Origin of the sequence: Lachnoanaerobaculum gingivalis (assembly GCF_003862475.1) — a bacterium.
Classification (GTDB): domain Bacteria; phylum Bacillota; class Clostridia; order Lachnospirales; family Lachnospiraceae; genus Lachnoanaerobaculum; species Lachnoanaerobaculum gingivalis.
In genome coordinates, this window is the sequence record NZ_RRCO01000002.1 from 364,244 (window position 1) to 378,922 (window position 14,679).

14 protein-coding genes and 2 pseudogenes are annotated in these 14,679 nt (G+C 33.8%); 5 read left to right on the plus strand and 11 right to left on the minus strand.

The window, feature by feature from the left end; all coding sequences use genetic code 11:
- Positions 1–2: 2 nt before the first annotated feature.
- Both EHV10_RS05875 and EHV10_RS05880 read right to left on the minus strand, forming a co-directional pair.
- On the minus strand, positions 3–545 hold the full coding sequence (locus EHV10_RS05875) for a DUF1653 domain-containing protein (RefSeq protein ID WP_128673859.1): 543 nt from the start codon (positions 543–545) through the stop codon (positions 3–5).
- 15 nt (positions 546–560) lie between these two features.
- Positions 561–1,166, minus strand: a complete 606-nt coding sequence (locus tag EHV10_RS05880; protein ID WP_330508478.1) for an SMI1/KNR4 family protein — start codon at positions 1,164–1,166, stop codon at positions 561–563.
- 158 nt (positions 1,167–1,324) lie between these two features.
- On the opposite strand from EHV10_RS05880, the gene EHV10_RS05885 reads away from it, so the two are divergent.
- Together EHV10_RS05885 and EHV10_RS05890 are read left to right on the plus strand one after the other, a co-directional pair.
- Entirely contained in the window at positions 1,325–1,762 is a 438-nt protein-coding gene (locus tag EHV10_RS05885; protein ID WP_128673860.1) for a DUF4869 domain-containing protein, read from the plus strand.
- A gap of 15 nt (positions 1,763–1,777) precedes the next feature.
- Positions 1,778–2,743 (plus strand): translation initiation factor 2, encoded by a 966-nt coding sequence (locus EHV10_RS05890; protein ID WP_128673861.1) that lies wholly within the window; start codon positions 1,778–1,780, stop codon positions 2,741–2,743.
- Positions 2,744–2,808: 65 nt separating this feature from the next.
- Here EHV10_RS05890 and EHV10_RS05895 read toward each other — a convergent pair.
- The 6 genes and pseudogenes from EHV10_RS05895 to EHV10_RS05920 form a co-directional block, all read right to left on the minus strand.
- Positions 2,809–2,985 (minus strand): annotated as a pseudogene (locus tag EHV10_RS05895) (transposase); the annotation flags it as partial.
- Between the two features lie 44 nt (positions 2,986–3,029).
- Positions 3,030–4,439 (minus strand): glycoside hydrolase family 32 protein, encoded by a 1,410-nt coding sequence (locus tag EHV10_RS05900; protein ID WP_128673862.1) that lies wholly within the window; start codon positions 4,437–4,439, stop codon positions 3,030–3,032.
- Complete coding sequence (locus EHV10_RS05905) at positions 4,436–5,263, minus strand: carbohydrate ABC transporter permease (RefSeq protein WP_128673863.1); 828 nt, start codon at positions 5,261–5,263, stop codon at positions 4,436–4,438. Before EHV10_RS05905 ends, EHV10_RS05900 begins: the two co-directional genes overlap by 4 nt.
- 8 nt (positions 5,264–5,271) lie before the next feature.
- Positions 5,272–6,141 (minus strand): carbohydrate ABC transporter permease, encoded by an 870-nt coding sequence (locus EHV10_RS05910; RefSeq protein WP_128673864.1) that lies wholly within the window; start codon positions 6,139–6,141, stop codon positions 5,272–5,274.
- Between the two features lie 6 nt (positions 6,142–6,147).
- Positions 6,148–7,449, minus strand: a complete 1,302-nt coding sequence (locus EHV10_RS05915) for an ABC transporter substrate-binding protein (protein WP_128673865.1) — start codon at positions 7,447–7,449, stop codon at positions 6,148–6,150.
- A gap of 12 nt (positions 7,450–7,461) precedes the next feature.
- Positions 7,462–8,907 carry a glycoside hydrolase family 32 protein gene (locus EHV10_RS05920; protein WP_128673866.1) on the minus strand — a complete coding sequence of 482 codons (1,446 nt, stop codon included), beginning with the start codon at positions 8,905–8,907 and terminating at the stop codon, positions 7,462–7,464.
- 230 nt (positions 8,908–9,137) lie between these two features.
- On the opposite strand from EHV10_RS05920, the gene EHV10_RS05925 reads away from it, so the two are divergent.
- Positions 9,138–10,157, plus strand: a complete 1,020-nt coding sequence (locus tag EHV10_RS05925) for a LacI family DNA-binding transcriptional regulator (protein WP_128673867.1) — start codon at positions 9,138–9,140, stop codon at positions 10,155–10,157.
- Between the two features lie 34 nt (positions 10,158–10,191).
- On the opposite strand, the gene EHV10_RS05930 is transcribed toward EHV10_RS05925, so the two are convergent.
- Positions 10,192–10,911, minus strand: a complete 720-nt coding sequence (locus tag EHV10_RS05930; protein ID WP_128673868.1) for a DUF6882 domain-containing protein — start codon at positions 10,909–10,911, stop codon at positions 10,192–10,194.
- A gap of 222 nt (positions 10,912–11,133) precedes the next feature.
- On the opposite strand from EHV10_RS05930, the gene EHV10_RS05935 reads away from it, so the two are divergent.
- Entirely contained in the window at positions 11,134–12,909 is a 1,776-nt protein-coding gene (locus EHV10_RS05935) for an IS1634 family transposase (RefSeq protein WP_128673869.1), read from the plus strand.
- A 119-nt stretch (positions 12,910–13,028) separates the two neighbouring features.
- Here EHV10_RS05935 and tnpB read toward each other — a convergent pair whose 3' ends face one another.
- Positions 13,029–13,379, minus strand: coding sequence for an IS66 family insertion sequence element accessory protein TnpB (tnpB, locus tag EHV10_RS05940; protein WP_128673870.1), 351 nt, complete (start codon positions 13,377–13,379; stop codon positions 13,029–13,031).
- Positions 13,372–13,674, minus strand: a complete 303-nt coding sequence (tnpA, locus tag EHV10_RS05945; protein WP_128673871.1) for an IS66 family insertion sequence element accessory protein TnpA — start codon at positions 13,672–13,674, stop codon at positions 13,372–13,374. Before tnpA ends, tnpB begins: the two co-directional genes overlap by 8 nt.
- An 82-nt stretch (positions 13,675–13,756) precedes the next feature.
- Between tnpA and EHV10_RS05950 the strand changes: the two are divergent.
- Positions 13,757–14,532 (plus strand): annotated as a pseudogene (locus EHV10_RS05950) (IS1380 family transposase); the annotation flags it as partial.
- Between the last annotated feature and the right edge of the window lie 147 nt (positions 14,533–14,679).

Here is a 14,679-nt window from a genome sequence, read left to right on the forward strand (position 1 = left end):
TGTTACCTTAATCTTTTTCCCTCAAAATGTATTTGCATATCAAGATATGCAATAAAATCTGCAATATCTATTGTCTTATCAATACCGTTTCTCTTTAATCCGTAAATATCAAATATAGCATCCAACTGCTTATCTGTTATATTTTCCTTGTTGGCTAAGAGTATTTTCTTTTTTGTATAATAATCATCCGCATCCAGAAAGTCTATAAAGAAATTTTTTTGCTCATCTTTACTTTCTTCCTGATGTGTTTTTTTATTTATTTCTATATTAATTTCACTATTTCTATCTGTAATTTTTTTAGATGCTTCAGATATATTTTCCAACTTTTCAAATCGATATTTTTGTTCTATATCGGGATATTTTTCTCTGTCAACTTCACTTAAGAACATATCAAGAGGTCTTGCATATACTCCGAAATCTCCGTAAAGGGCCTGATATATTACAAGTTGTTCCTTACTTTCAGAATGTGTGGCAACAGCAATTATCTGATAAAGCTTATTTTTAAAATGTCTGTAGAACTCTCCCGGTCTTGGATTCTCTCTCATTATATCACCCTCTTTTTAATCAAAATTTTCTTTTAAAAATACCCATACATTATCTATAAGTTCCTCTACACTTGATGCGGTATAGATTATCTCATCCGGATCATGTATATAGAAAATAACCTGTCCGACTTTTCCTTCCTTATCCGGATCAAAGTCAAGCATAAGATATCCGCAATTAAGGTATGTCGCAAAGGCAAACCAATCTTTATGGAAAAGATATGGCTTTATTCTGCTGTCTCTCATTTGTTCTATAACTTCATCGGTAAAATAGTCAGGATAATCTGTTAAAAGAGCATCTCTGTCTTGAAAATAGCTCTTTACCTTTTTCATCTCTTCAAGACTGAATAATGTAAAATTGATTTCTCTACCCTCTATATCACATTGTAACAATTCAAAATATCCGCTACCGTTTTTGTATGAATAAAGCTCTTTAAAATCCTCAGGCAATTTTATTCCGAAAGTTTTTTCAAAATCTTCAAACTCCACTTCACTTGCGCCACCTATTTGTTCATACTCTTCAAAGTACCCTTCTTCTATAGGATCATCTATTCCCAATTCCTCAAAGTTCTCACAGATATATTTTTCAGCTTCTTTTAGCTTTTCTTTGATTGTCATACCCATTTATTTTACCTTCTTTTATTTTCGTTAGTATTGATTTTTATTATATCACATTGAATTGTAGATGACAGTTCTTTTTAAATTTTAAATATTGTATTTCGACGCTATAATTTGTATACTAAAATTAGTTTCAGAATTATTTGATAATTGAAAGGTTGATTATGCTGAAAATTTTTTATGGAGATATGAAAGATTCTATTTACAATACGGCATCTTATTTTAAGTATGATTATGAAGATGATTGGATAGTGGATCCGTTTGTAATGGATATGATTTATGATGTAGATAAGTCAATTGTCTTAGACAGTGGAGTTATAGACAGTCCTGTCTTAGGTAAAATACCTCCAACAGGTTTATCAGGTGGTGTAAAGACGCTAATCTTGGTCAAATTTGAAAAAGATAAGATATTTAATGCTTCTACTTGTGGTGATAATTGTGCTAAATGGTTTTTAAAGATTGCGGAAAAAGAAGATAGAATAATTAACTTACATCATTTGATGGACTTTGGTAAAGAAGGATTTGAAATATTGATAATGAACACTAACCAAATAGTACATACAAGAATGGAACTTGTAAGTATAGCCGGTGAATTTTTATAGAAAAGACGTGATATTATGAAAGGAACGCACAGAGTTGTTGTATCTACAAAGCGTCTAAAATATGACTTTGTGATACGTAGAAATATAACAATCATTCAAGGGAACAGCGCAACCGGTAAAACTACTTTAGTTGATATGATTAGGGAAGCTGTGAACAATACTTCCGGAGCATCTGTTGATCTGGTATGTGATAAAAAGTGTTTTGTACTTGACGGTACACTTTGGAAGGAACAGCTGGCAGCTGTTTCAAATAGTATTGTATTTATCGACGAAGGAAATGAATTCATTAAAACAATTGAGTTTTCCAAGTTTATTCAAACTACAGATAATTATTATGTTATTGTGACCAGGGAATCCTTACCTACTCTACCTTATAGTGTAGAAGAGATATATGGTATTAAGACTTCAGGAAAGTATGGAAAGTTGGAGCAAAAATTTAATGAGTTTTACAGGATATATGGCTCTGATATATATAAAGAATCTATACATCCTGATACTGTTTTAACGGAAGACAGCAATTCAGGGTATCAGTTTTTTAAAAGTATATGTAATGACTCACATATAAAATGTGAAAGTTTAAACGGTAAATCAAATATCTTTCAGTATTTGAATTCAAATGACAATGAAAACATTCTTGTAATAGTAGATGGTGCAGCATTTGGTTCGGAAATGCATAGAGTAACAGAGTTAATAAGGGATAAAAAAGAAATAGCAATTTATTTACCGGAGTCATTTGAATGGTTAGTATTATTATCCGGTGTTGTGAAAAACTCCATGCTATATAGTATATTGGAGAGGCCGGCAGATTATATAGAATCCAAGGAGTGTTTCAGTTGGGAGAGATTTTTCACCGCTATTTTAATTGATATGACAAAAGATAGCTATCTGGCATACACGAAAAAAAATTTAAACTCCGTATATTTGACAGACACGGTTAAAAAATCAATTCTTGAAAGGATTAAATATATTAAATTAAACTGAATTATTCACGGTGCAATATTTAAATTAAGTACCATGCTATTAATCTTTAAGTTTAATATATGACGCTATAACTGACTTAATACACCTAAAAATGGGCAGCTGCTACACAGCTTGAATGTTATATACCTTGCTGAATGAATTACTTTTGCAGCAATCTTTAGCAGTTTTAGACGGACAGTATCAATGCGTTGTTTTCTCATATTTGCAGGTAATGAGGGTCGTCTAAACCAATTAAATATGTTAGACGTGGGAAATTTTATTACTATTTCACACGTCTGTTTTATTATCATTCAATATTTATTTTTCTATACCTGATAAAGGTATCTTTTAATCTTATTCCAATACCGATTTTTCCCTTATGTGGATAAATCATGGATGTAAAGTTGTACTTACCTCCAAGCAAATAGACTTCCAGAACATTTCCGTCTTTTATTATACTGAAATCTATATCAGTTTCATTTTGTATATCTGCTTTATATATCCTTATTCCGCTTCGTATATACTCATCAGCTTCAGTAAAATCTGTAATTATATTACCAAAGAGAAAATCAAGTTTTATTATTATTTTTTGCTCTTCAATGTCAAAAAATTCAAGCTCTAATTCTGTGCTGTTTTTATCTCTTGATATTGTACCGGATATATAAATCCTTTCACACATATTATCCAATATATTATATGTATTTTTGTCACTTCTTTTACTCTTCTGGCTGTATTCAAAGTCATTTTTAAGTTCAAAGTCATTACTGTAAGGTGGCATTTTCAAAACATTTTCTTCCATATCAATCAGTCTTGGATATGACATTATTCCGCGATATCCGCTTTCTTCTGATGGGCCATGGTCATTGATCCACGGCATCCATTCCCAACCTCCAAGCCACGCCATCGAAATAATTTGTCCATACTTATCCTTATATGTTTGAGATGCGTAATAGTGAGGACCAAAATCCAATGTCCCACTATATTCATGAAAGAAAATACAATTTTTAAAATTAATATTTCCAACCATATATACAGTAGGTAGAAAATCGGTACGATTCATAGGTGATGCTGTTATAACCCACTTTCCATCTATTTCAAATATATCCGGACATTCAAACATTGTCCCTTCACCGGCTTTTGCCTCATACAATATTCCACTATAGATCCATTCAAACAAATTCTTAGAATAAAAAAGATATATTCTCCCATGGCTTTCAAGATCCGACGCATTTTTGTCGGATCCTCCAATCACCATTTGCCATGCTCCATCATGAAATATTACTTTAGGGTCTCTAAAGTCTTTTCCAATAGATTCAATAATGGGATTTTTCTCATATTTTATAAAATTATAACCGTCAAAAGAATATGCCATGCATTGTCTTTGACAAACTTCACCATCAACCAATGAAACAGCCGTATAAAAAGCATATATTTTATCTTCATTAACAACTACAGAGCCTGAAAAGCATCCACCTCTGTCATAATCCTCATATAACTCATTCGGAATAAGAACAGGCTTACACTCTTCCCAATGTATTAAATCAGGACTCACGGCATGACCCCAATGCATTTTATCCCAGTTATTGCTGTATGGATTACATTGGAAGTACATATGATATTTACCCTGAAACCACACAAGACCGTTCGGATCATTTATCCAGCCTCTTTTTAAGGCAAAATGATATTTCGGCCTGAAAATATTTTGCTTCATACTCATGACTTTACTGCCCCCAACGTCATTCCGGCTGTCATCTTTTTATTTAATGAAAAATATATAACCAATGTAGGTAATACAGACATCGTGATAGCCGCATAGGTTGCCCCCCAGTCTTTTAACCCTCTTGGCCCTATAAAGTCAGCAAGACCTATAGATATCGTTTTCAGTTCTGTACTGTTTATAAATACAAGACTGAATGTATAGTCATTCCACACAGTTATAAAATTCATAGCAAGCACCGTCATTATTGTATTTAAAGACAACGGTATGATTACTTTTGTATAAATACCGTAGATACTTGCTCCGTCAATTACCGCAGCCTCTATAATTTCATCAGGAATAAATGAATAAAAATTTACAAACAACATTATCGATACAGGTAATTGAAATGCCAACAGAGGCAATATGACACTTATTCTTGTATTTATAAGTCCAATTTTTACAAACATTGTAAATAAGGGTATCAATGTAACTGCATATGGAATTGTAAGGCCTATAAGAAAATATCGGTATATCTTCTTCCTTCCCGTAAATTTCATCTTGGCAATAGCAAATGATGCCATTGAACTGATTAATACAATAAATACCAATGATACTACAGAAATTATAGCACTGTTTTTTATATAGGTTATTATATTGCTTTCAGTGAATATTTTAATAAAGTTCTCTAAAGTAAATCTCTTTGGAAAGCTGAACGGTTCTGTCAATAACTCTATATTCGGTCTAAACCCGGCTACGATAAGCCATATAACAGGATAGCCCTGAATTATAAGGAACAGAATCATAACAGACCAATATATTATTTTTCTGATATTTCTTTTCATATATACTCCTATTCTTTTTCGCCATCCATATATTTACTGATTAATAAAACTCCAATAATACTGAGTATTACAATTATTACAGCAATTGCGCTTCCATATCCGTAGTCTCTGCTGGTAAAAGCTTTTTTATACATATATGTCGCAAGTATTTCAGATCTGTGATTCGGACCTCCTTTAGTCATATTCATAGGTGCCGCAAAACCTCTAAGCGCACCCACCAGACTCAATATACATGAAAGCATAATTACATTTGCTATAGCCGGTATTCTGATTTTTACCAGAATCTGCAATTCTGTAGCTCCGTCTATTCTTGCCGCTTCCAATATATCAGGTGACACCGAAACCAATGCAGAATAGAAAATGATCATATAAATACCTATATATTGCCAGCCTTCCACAGAAGCAACCGCCCATAAAACAGTTTTATATTCACTTAAAAAAGCAATAGGCTCCATACAAAGCATTCTTCTGAAGATATTGAATAAACCCAAAGGCTCATACGAATAAAATCCTGTAAACAATTGTGAAATTGCAATAACCGTAATAACAGAAGGTATGTAATATACAGTTTGTATGAATCCTCTTCCTTTTTTTAGATATGTAAGTAAAACTGCAATGCTAAAACCGAATCCGAGCTGAAATACCATTACAATAAGTATATATATTATATTGTTTCCGAATGCCTGTCTGAATACACTGTCTCCGAAAAGTTTTATGTAGTTATTAAAACCTACAAAACTCTTTTTCCCTATACCGTTCCAATCTAAACAGCTGTAATAAATTGAAACGAGTATAGGAACCATAACTATAACAGAATAGACAATAAAAGCAGGTAGCAAAAATACAGCAATCGCTTTCTTATCTCTCAAAATTTTCATAAAATTCTATTTATTTGCCTCCAAGGCTTCATCCACTGCCTTTATAAAGTCATCGGTTGTTTCTTCACCCATACAAAGTCCCGGCAGATTATCATTTATTGTTGCTATTACGTCTTCATTCAATACTACATCCCAAGGTCTTGCCGCAGTTGATCCTATATTATTTGTATCTTCCATTACCTTTAAAAACAATGGATCAAAGCCGCTGCTATCGCTCATATCCACTTTCTGTGGTGCCAAATGCTCATGTGCAAAATATGCAGGACTGTAGTTTTTAACTATAAATGTCAGATAATCTTTGTACTGATCATCAAAAGACTTAGGATTAACTGCCAAACCTATTCCACCAAACGCCCAGTAGTCATTTGCATTTGTTTTTCCGTCCTTTATTGTAGGCATATAAAAATAATCCACATTCAATCCTTCCGGTCTGTTCTTATCTGTAAAATAATTTAACTCCCAAGTACCTGTAGGATACATTGCGCTCTTTCCACTAAGAAATAAATTTAATCCTGTAGCTACATCGGTCGTTGAAAATCCCGGTTGGAAATACTGTCCTATTTCAGACATAAAAGTTGCCGCCTTAATGCCAGGTTCATCAGACATCTTAGCTTCTCCTAAAGATAGTTTGTTTAAATACTCATTTCCTGTCATTCTGAACGGATATGTTGCAAGAAGGCGAAGTAAAGGCCATCCGTCTCCTCCACCGATTCCAAATGCAGTATACCCTTTTTCTTTTAAAACCTTGCAGTCTTCTAAAAGCTCATCCAATGTTTTTGGTGCTTCAATTCCGGCATCTTTAAACATATCGACATTGTACCAAATCATTTCTGTTGAAAGCTCTAAAGGTAATGTATACAATTTACCGTCAGAAGTTCTTCCATAGTTTAATGCCAATGGAATATAGCTGTCTTTTTCACCTATTTCATCAAGAAAGGCATCCATATCTGTGAGCATTCCCTGTTCTCCAAGTTCTGTAGCATATGGTGTAGCATCAAGATCAAACATATCCGGCATCTGCCCGCCTGCAATCATCGTTCTAAGTTTTTGATCATACGATGTTCTGTCTGCATTACTGTCAATAACAAGCTTTATATTCCCACCCTGCTCATTATATTTATCCGTTATCTCCTGCAATGTTACCATTGTATCATCTGATGCGGACCTTGAAGAGAAATAATGAATCTCTCTTACATTACCGTCTGTGTTTTCAGCCTCTGTAGAATTTGCGGCAGTTTGTGCTTTATTTCCGCAACCCATTAATACCATTCCTGCTATAAGGCATATTGTTCCTATCTTCTTGTACATACTAATCTCCTTTTAAACTTCATACATATGAATATCAGAAACTCTGATACTTCCATCTTTTACAAAAAATCCCCAATTTGTTCTGTTCAGATTATAGGCTCTCATTGTCAGAGCAGTAATATCGTTCACATAAAGACATATTATACTTCCATCTGCCACAACCCTTATATGTACTTTATTATCCTTTAAACTTTTATAATCAAAAGGTCTTTCAAGTTCCACCATAAAGGGCTTATCACCGTCAACATACCATTGATTTACGCCACGTATACGTCTTGGCCACATATCCGCCACAATCCTGTTATAAAACGGCTCAAATCTAAGATAATACCCGTTTGCAAGAGCTGAATCCTGTCTCAAACCTATTCCGAAAGATCTAACTCCTTCACCGAATTCTATTACCGCTTCTATCATACATGTATCTTTCATTCCATCGATTACATATGACTTCTCCCCCTCATAATTTTCTATTTCAACTTTATTTATTTTTTTATTTACGGATTCCTTATTAAACATATTGATCAATCCTTCTGCAGGTTTTACAGTAAGCTTATTATCAGTTGTTTGATTAATTTCATGTGCGATAAAATTTCCTCCCCATTCATACTGTCCGAAATCACTTTCACCACGCTTAGTAGGCACCCAAGCAAACGCCATTCTTTTATCACCAACCTGTGCTGTTTTTGCAGCATAAAACGCTCTTCCGTCAAAAGTATCTTCTATAGGAGAGGTCCACGGTCCGCTCAGCTTATCAGACATCCTATAATGTGTTACAAATTTTTCTGAAAAGGTTGAATACACAAGATACCATTTGTTACCAAGTTTAAACAAATCCGGACATTCATGTGTCATATAAGATTCCGGATTGTAAAACGGCTCTTTTGCCTCCCAGTGAAGTAAATCATAAGATCTGCATAAGCCTACACATCCTCCGTTCTTTTCACTTGCTCCACGCAATCTTGCAGCTAAAAGCATATCAAAGCATTTTTCTTCTTCATTATAAAAAACAAAAGGATCACGCCAGTCAAAAGGCTCGTATATCCTTTCATCAGCGCCGAATGTAAGCTCAGGCAGTTTTTCCCAATTTATAAGATCCTTACTTATTGCATGTGCAACATATTGTAAAGGTTTTCCGTCCCTATGATATTTGGGATTATAATTATTTTGTGCGGTATAAAACATATGAAAATTGCCGTCATTGCCTTCTATTACAGACCCTGTATAACAGGCATAGTCCGCATCGTCATACTCACCAACAGGTAATACAACCTTACAATCTTTTATATTAACCCCGTCTTTTGTTATCAACAGATTCCAGCTTGTACGATATCCATACTCATCCTGTGTGTTTCCTTTTCTTTCATCATGAAGATAATAAATATAAAATTTACCATCATGTGCAAATGGAATAGTATCTCCAACCCAACCGTCTTTCGGTTTATAAAAAAAATTTTTCATATATAACCTCTTATCTAGTATAAGTATTTTTTATGAATGCTTTTAAAATCTTGTTTTTATACTAAACTATTTTATATAAATATCCTATTCGCAAATGCTCCAAAGTTTTTATAAATGATTATGCAAGTATATGTTTTCTTGCATTTTTCATGCAAATATGCTATTGTTTTCATGGTTTTTCAAGATATACTCTTGTCTTTTCATAATCATTTTCATAAAGGAGGTCTTATATGGTTAATATTAATGATGTTGCAAATGCAGCCGGTGTATCAATTTCAACGGTTTCAAGAGTTATAAATCAAAGTAATACTGTATCTGTTGCTACAAAAAACAAAGTTATGGAAGTAATAAGAGAACTTGGTTATTCACCCAGTCCGGCATTAAAAAAAGAAAATCGTAAATCAAATAAATTAATCGGTGTTCTTTTTCCTGACATATCTAATAATGTTTTCGGCAGAATATTACAGGGTATTAACAGTGTTGTTACACCTCTTGGTTATAATACTGTAATATGTGAGACTAATGGTGAACTTGATAAAGAAATACATTTTTTGGATGTCTTAAAAAATAAGCAAGTTGAAGGTATTATTATGGCAAATGTTCATATACCTAAAGAACATATGATGTGGATACATAGAAACAATAAGCCTGTAATATATGTATGTCAGGATATTCCGGATTTTGAGCTAAAAATCCCTGTCAGTTCTGTAAATATGGATAATCAGCAGGCAATTTGTGACATGGTGCATTTTCTTTATAATATGGGACATCGTAATATCGCATTTATTGGAGGACCGCTTCATGATTTATCAGCCGGAAAGAAAAGATATGATGGGTATATGAAAGGTATTAGGGAATGTTCTTTAAATACTTCCCAAGACCTAATAAGCCTTCAGGATTCCTTTACCATAGAAGACGGCTATACAGGAATGAATCAAATATATGAAAAAGCATCTATACTTCCTACCGCAGTTCTTTGTGCCTGTGACAATATTGCTGTAGGAGCCATAGATTTTATGTATGATAATAATATACAAGTACCGGGGCATATTTCAGTTACAGGTGTAGACGACAGTAATCTGGCAACTGCTATCAGACCGTCACTTACTACAATACGTCATGCCACTTTTGATACAGGAGTAAAATCTGCCCAACTTTTGCTGGAATACTTCTCTTCAAATTCTTTCAAAGGGAGTGCATTTAAAATGCCTTATCAGCTCTTAAGAAGACAGAGTGTAAAGCATCTATAAAGAAAAAGGACTCCCATTTTTGGAGTCCTTATCTCTATTTCAATCCGTCGATTGACTGTATTCTTTTTTTATCTCCGATATCCTCAAATCTTATCAGGAGTTGTCCGTCATTTTCTGCAAATTTAGCATAAATATTATTGTTTTCCCAATGATAATCTGTACCGTTCCATGCAAGGAAACCTTCTACTAAAATTTTATGATCCAGCTCATAATTACTAATCGCACTCATTATAGTTTTGATAAATAGCTTTGTATCTACAGGTGCAAAGAACTTCTCAGGTAAATCGTAAAGTGCCACAAATGCAATACCGCCCGGATGTTTGCATGGATAATATCCGTAATTCTTTTCACTTATGCCACATGAAATCATTGAAAGTATATATCCGGTAACTTTCTCTGTTAAAGGCAAATTTGGATTTGTTAAGGCTGCAAAGCCTACCTTTTCTCCAAATTCTCTTGCTTCTCCAACAAGTTCAAGTAAGCTCTCATCAAATCCGTTTATATTCTCCCAGCCCCAAAGCCAGTCATTTGATTCGATTGCTTCACTTCCTATGTATTGTATCGGATATGTGCTCTTACCGATGTTGATTTTCTTTGTATGAAAATCAACATTCCAAGCCTGTCCTTTAGCTACATACATCTCAATAGCTTCCTGTACGCGGAGCATACCACCAAATACTGCCGATACTACCTCAGTCCAGTCTGTACGATTCATTTCATAATCTATTTTTAATATATTAACTCTCTCTGCCATAATACTTCTTTCCTGTTTTTGATAATATAATTCAATCAAAAATAATCAAAAAATGCAAGCATTATTTTAAAACGGGAGTTTGACAGCTAACTACTCCCTTTATAAACCTCAACCCCTTATAAAGACTGGATTTCAGTCTTATTTTTTTGTCAAATTTTATGTTATTTTTTTTGTAGCTATTTATAGTTATATGTTATAATATGAGCATGGAGGTGGAATGCTATGAAGCTTACTGTAAGTAAATCAAAAAACTCTGCTACATTTTATGTTCAGAAATCTATACGCAAATCCAATGGTTCTGTCACTACAGTTACTATTGAAAAACTTGGAAATCTTGATATGGTTAAGACTAGAGCTAATGGAAAAGACCCTTACGTTTGGGCTAAGGAATATGTTGATGAACTTAATCGTAAGGAATATGAGGAACAAAAAGAGATATTGATAAAATGTTCTCCTTCAAAACTCCTGAAGCCTGATGAAAAACATTTGTTTAACTGTGGATATCTATTTCTTCAGAGTATTTACTATTCACTTAAGCTGGATAAAATCTGTTCTAAAATTTCAAAGAAGTATAGCTTTGAATATGATTTGAACGATATTTTATCTCGACTAATTTTTACTCATATCCTTTATCCATCTTCTAAGTTGGCATCAAATCGTTCTTCCAAAATGTTTATTGAACAGCCAACCTTTAATTTACATGATATATATCGTTCACTTTCTGTTTTATCTAAAGAAAGTGACTTTATTCAATCTGAACTTTATAAAAATAGCCAAAGGATACTTCCTCGCAGGAATGACATTCTTTACTATGATTGCACAAACTATTACTTTGAAATCGAGCAGGAAGACGAACTTAGGAAATATGGAAAATCAAAACAACATCAACCACTACCTATTGTCGGAATGGGAATGTTTATGGATCATGACGGTATTCCTCTTGCTTTTGATATTTTCCCCGGAAATAAGAATGAGCAGCCAACACTAAAGCCTCTTGAACAAAAGGTAATCGATGATTATGGTGTTGATAGTATTATTATCTGTACAGACGCAGGTCTTTCTTCAAATGCCAATAGAAAGTTTAACGACAAAACTTTATTTGGTGAAAGAATGAGAAGTTTTATAACAACACAATCTATAAAACAACTCCCAAAATATTTAAAGGAGTTTGCCCTAGACCCTGTAGGATGGTCAGTACAAGGTGAAGCAGGATTATTTAATCTGAATAACCTAGATGAACAAACAGACTATAATAAAGTCTTTTATAAGGAAAGATGGATTAAAGAAGATTTATCCAATAAAAAGGTCAAAGAAGGTGATAAAGCGTTAGAGCAACATCTTATTGTATCATTCTCCTTAAAGTACAAAAAATATCACCAAAAAATCAGGCAAAACCGGATTGACCGTGCTAATAAGCTTATTGAAAAAGGGGAATATAAAAGAAATCAAAAAAACCAAAATGATCCACGCCGTTTTATTGCTACTGAAGCAATGACATCTTCAGGAGAAGTCTGTGACAGAGAAATCCCTTATATAGATTCGAACCTCATAGCTGAAGAAGAAAAATATGACGGCTTCTACGCCGTTTGTACTAATCTGGAGACAACCGGGGCGGAAGAAATCGTTCGTATAAACAAGAAGAGATGGGAAATCGAAGAATGTTTCAGAATCATGAAAACCGAGTTCAGTGCACGCCCTATTTATCTTCAAAGAGAGGATCGCATAAAGGCACATTTCATAACTTGTTTTGCTTCATTGGTAGTCTTTAGGATACTTGAGAAAAAACTTGGCGAACAATATACATGCGATGAGATTATTAACGTATTACGCTCTATGATGATGTATCGTCCGGGAGAAAAGTTAGGATATCTACCCACTTACACAAGAACAGCTATAACAGATGCACTTCATGAAGCATTTGGATTTCGTACCGATTATGAAATCTTAACCGATTTGAGTATGAAGAAAGTCTTTCGGGAAAGCAAAAAAAGTAGGTAGTCCTAGCTACACTTTTATGAATTAAAAAAGGTCTGAAACCCTTGATATGTGCGGGATTCAGACCTTTTAGCTGTCAAAGACAGGATTATACTATAAAATCTATGATGAATCCAGCAAAATCAACACTTTTTGAAGACTTCACTACGCTTAATTTTTTGTTTTATTCCCGGTGCCATGATTATATTTTTCAAGTCGTCTATTAATAAATCCATAGTGATTTCTGTATCACTTTGTGACGGCCAAACCACATGTCCTTTTTCAATTCTTTTAAAATGAATCCAAAATCCATTATCTTCCCATACAAGAAGCTTTATCCTATCCCTTGCATTATTACAAAAAGCAAATATTACCTTATCTCTTGGATCAAGGTTGAAATTGCTATAAACAATTTCAGCTAATCCGTTTATATTTTTCCTCATATCAGTGGCACCACAAGAAATAATTACACGATAATTGTCATAGTTAAACATTTATTTCATTCACCACCTTGATCACCTTTGCAAGTAGTTCAAGATCAGTATATCTATCCACTACGATGTTGACAGCACCTATCTCCATCTTTAGGGTCTTGCCGGATTGTGTTGTCTTGATTTCAATAAATTCAACATCCTTAGAGTGCTTTGATTTCTTATCATGTTTACTCACCCATCTTGTGACTGTTGAAATAGGTAATCCATTCTTCCTAGCCCAGCTTGCGATACTTAATCCACTATTTTTAAACTCCTCAATAAATTGCTCTTTTTCTTCTTTAGGATATTTAGCCATAGGCACCTCCACATATTTAGTATAAGATTATTTTATAGTGGAAGTGTATTTATGGGGAGGCGTACTTGAATTGACGCTTACAGATTTGATTAAAATTCAGCTTCGCGATGGGACTCAGTATTCAAGCACAGGAGTTGTGGACTTTCTGCAGCCTATACTTTATGAATATCTTGAAGATTTTCCGGAAATTAAACTTCTCCTTCGTGGAGATAGTGGCTTTGCAACACTAAGTTTTATAAACAGTGTGAAGAAAACGGTACCGGCTATGTAATTCGTTTGAAAGAAAATGCTATACTTCGTGATAAGGCATTATATCTTGTAGATGAACTTGATGAAATCACAAAAAACAACAAAGTAGATTATGCTGTAGTTTATGGTGAATTCATGTATCAGGCAGGTCCTTGGCCTCATAAAAGACGTGTTGTCTGTAAAGTTGAAAAACCTGAAAACCAAATGACTTACATGTATACATTCATTGTTACAAACATGGAGTCATCCCCTGAATATCTAATCAAGTTCTATTGTAAAAGAGGATTGATGGAAAACTTCATAAAGGAAAGTAAAACAGGTTTTGATTTTGCTTCTGTCAGCAGTCATACAAGAATTGTAAATGCCAACAGGCTTCAAATACATGCACTTGCTTATAACATATTCAATTGGTTTAGACGATTGGCGTTATCTACAAATATGAGAAAACAACGTATTGATACTGTCCATCTAAAACTACTAAAGATTGCTGCAAGAGTAATTCGTACAGCAAGGTATACAACATTCAAGCTGTGTAGCAGTTGCCCATATAAGGATGAGTTCTATAAGACCCTATCCAATATCAGCAAGCTATGTATACAGCTTGAATAACAACTAATAATGAACCTTGACAGCTTGATAACTACTTGTAAACCTTACCTAGGGGAAGTCTGCCCATTTTTAGGTGTATTAAGTCAGTTATAGCGTCATTGCTTAAGTTTAAAGATTTATAGCACGGTAATTAACTTAAATATTATG

Bases quoted from the DNA above. Each gene is read 5' to 3' on its own strand.
- EHV10_RS05880 (WP_330508478.1), bottom strand. From the start codon at position 1,166: ATGGGTATGACAATCAAAGAAAAGCTAAAAGAAGCTGAAAAATATATC.
- EHV10_RS05905 (WP_128673863.1), bottom strand. From the start codon at position 5,263: ATGAAAAGAAATATCAGAAAAATAATATATTGGTCTGTTATGATTCTG.
- EHV10_RS05900 (WP_128673862.1), bottom strand. From the start codon at position 4,439: ATGAGTATGAAGCAAAATATTTTCAGGCCGAAATATCATTTTGCCTTA.
- EHV10_RS05885 (WP_128673860.1), top strand. From the start codon at position 1,325: ATGCTGAAAATTTTTTATGGAGATATGAAAGATTCTATTTACAATACG.
- EHV10_RS05935 (WP_128673869.1), top strand. From the start codon at position 11,134: ATGAAGCTTACTGTAAGTAAATCAAAAAACTCTGCTACATTTTATGTT.
- EHV10_RS05910 (WP_128673864.1), bottom strand. From the start codon at position 6,141: ATGAAAATTTTGAGAGATAAGAAAGCGATTGCTGTATTTTTGCTACCT.
- EHV10_RS05930 (WP_128673868.1), bottom strand. From the start codon at position 10,911: ATGGCAGAGAGAGTTAATATATTAAAAATAGATTATGAAATGAATCGT.
- tnpB (WP_128673870.1), bottom strand. From the start codon at position 13,379: ATGTTTAACTATGACAATTATCGTGTAATTATTTCTTGTGGTGCCACT.
- EHV10_RS05920 (WP_128673866.1), bottom strand. From the start codon at position 8,907: ATGAAAAATTTTTTTTATAAACCGAAAGACGGTTGGGTTGGAGATACT.
- EHV10_RS05915 (WP_128673865.1), bottom strand. From the start codon at position 7,449: ATGTACAAGAAGATAGGAACAATATGCCTTATAGCAGGAATGGTATTA.
- tnpA (WP_128673871.1), bottom strand. From the start codon at position 13,674: ATGGCTAAATATCCTAAAGAAGAAAAAGAGCAATTTATTGAGGAGTTT.
- EHV10_RS05890 (WP_128673861.1), top strand. From the start codon at position 1,778: ATGAAAGGAACGCACAGAGTTGTTGTATCTACAAAGCGTCTAAAATAT.
- EHV10_RS05925 (WP_128673867.1), top strand. From the start codon at position 9,138: ATGGTTAATATTAATGATGTTGCAAATGCAGCCGGTGTATCAATTTCA.
- EHV10_RS05875 (WP_128673859.1), bottom strand. From the start codon at position 545: ATGAGAGAGAATCCAAGACCGGGAGAGTTCTACAGACATTTTAAAAAT.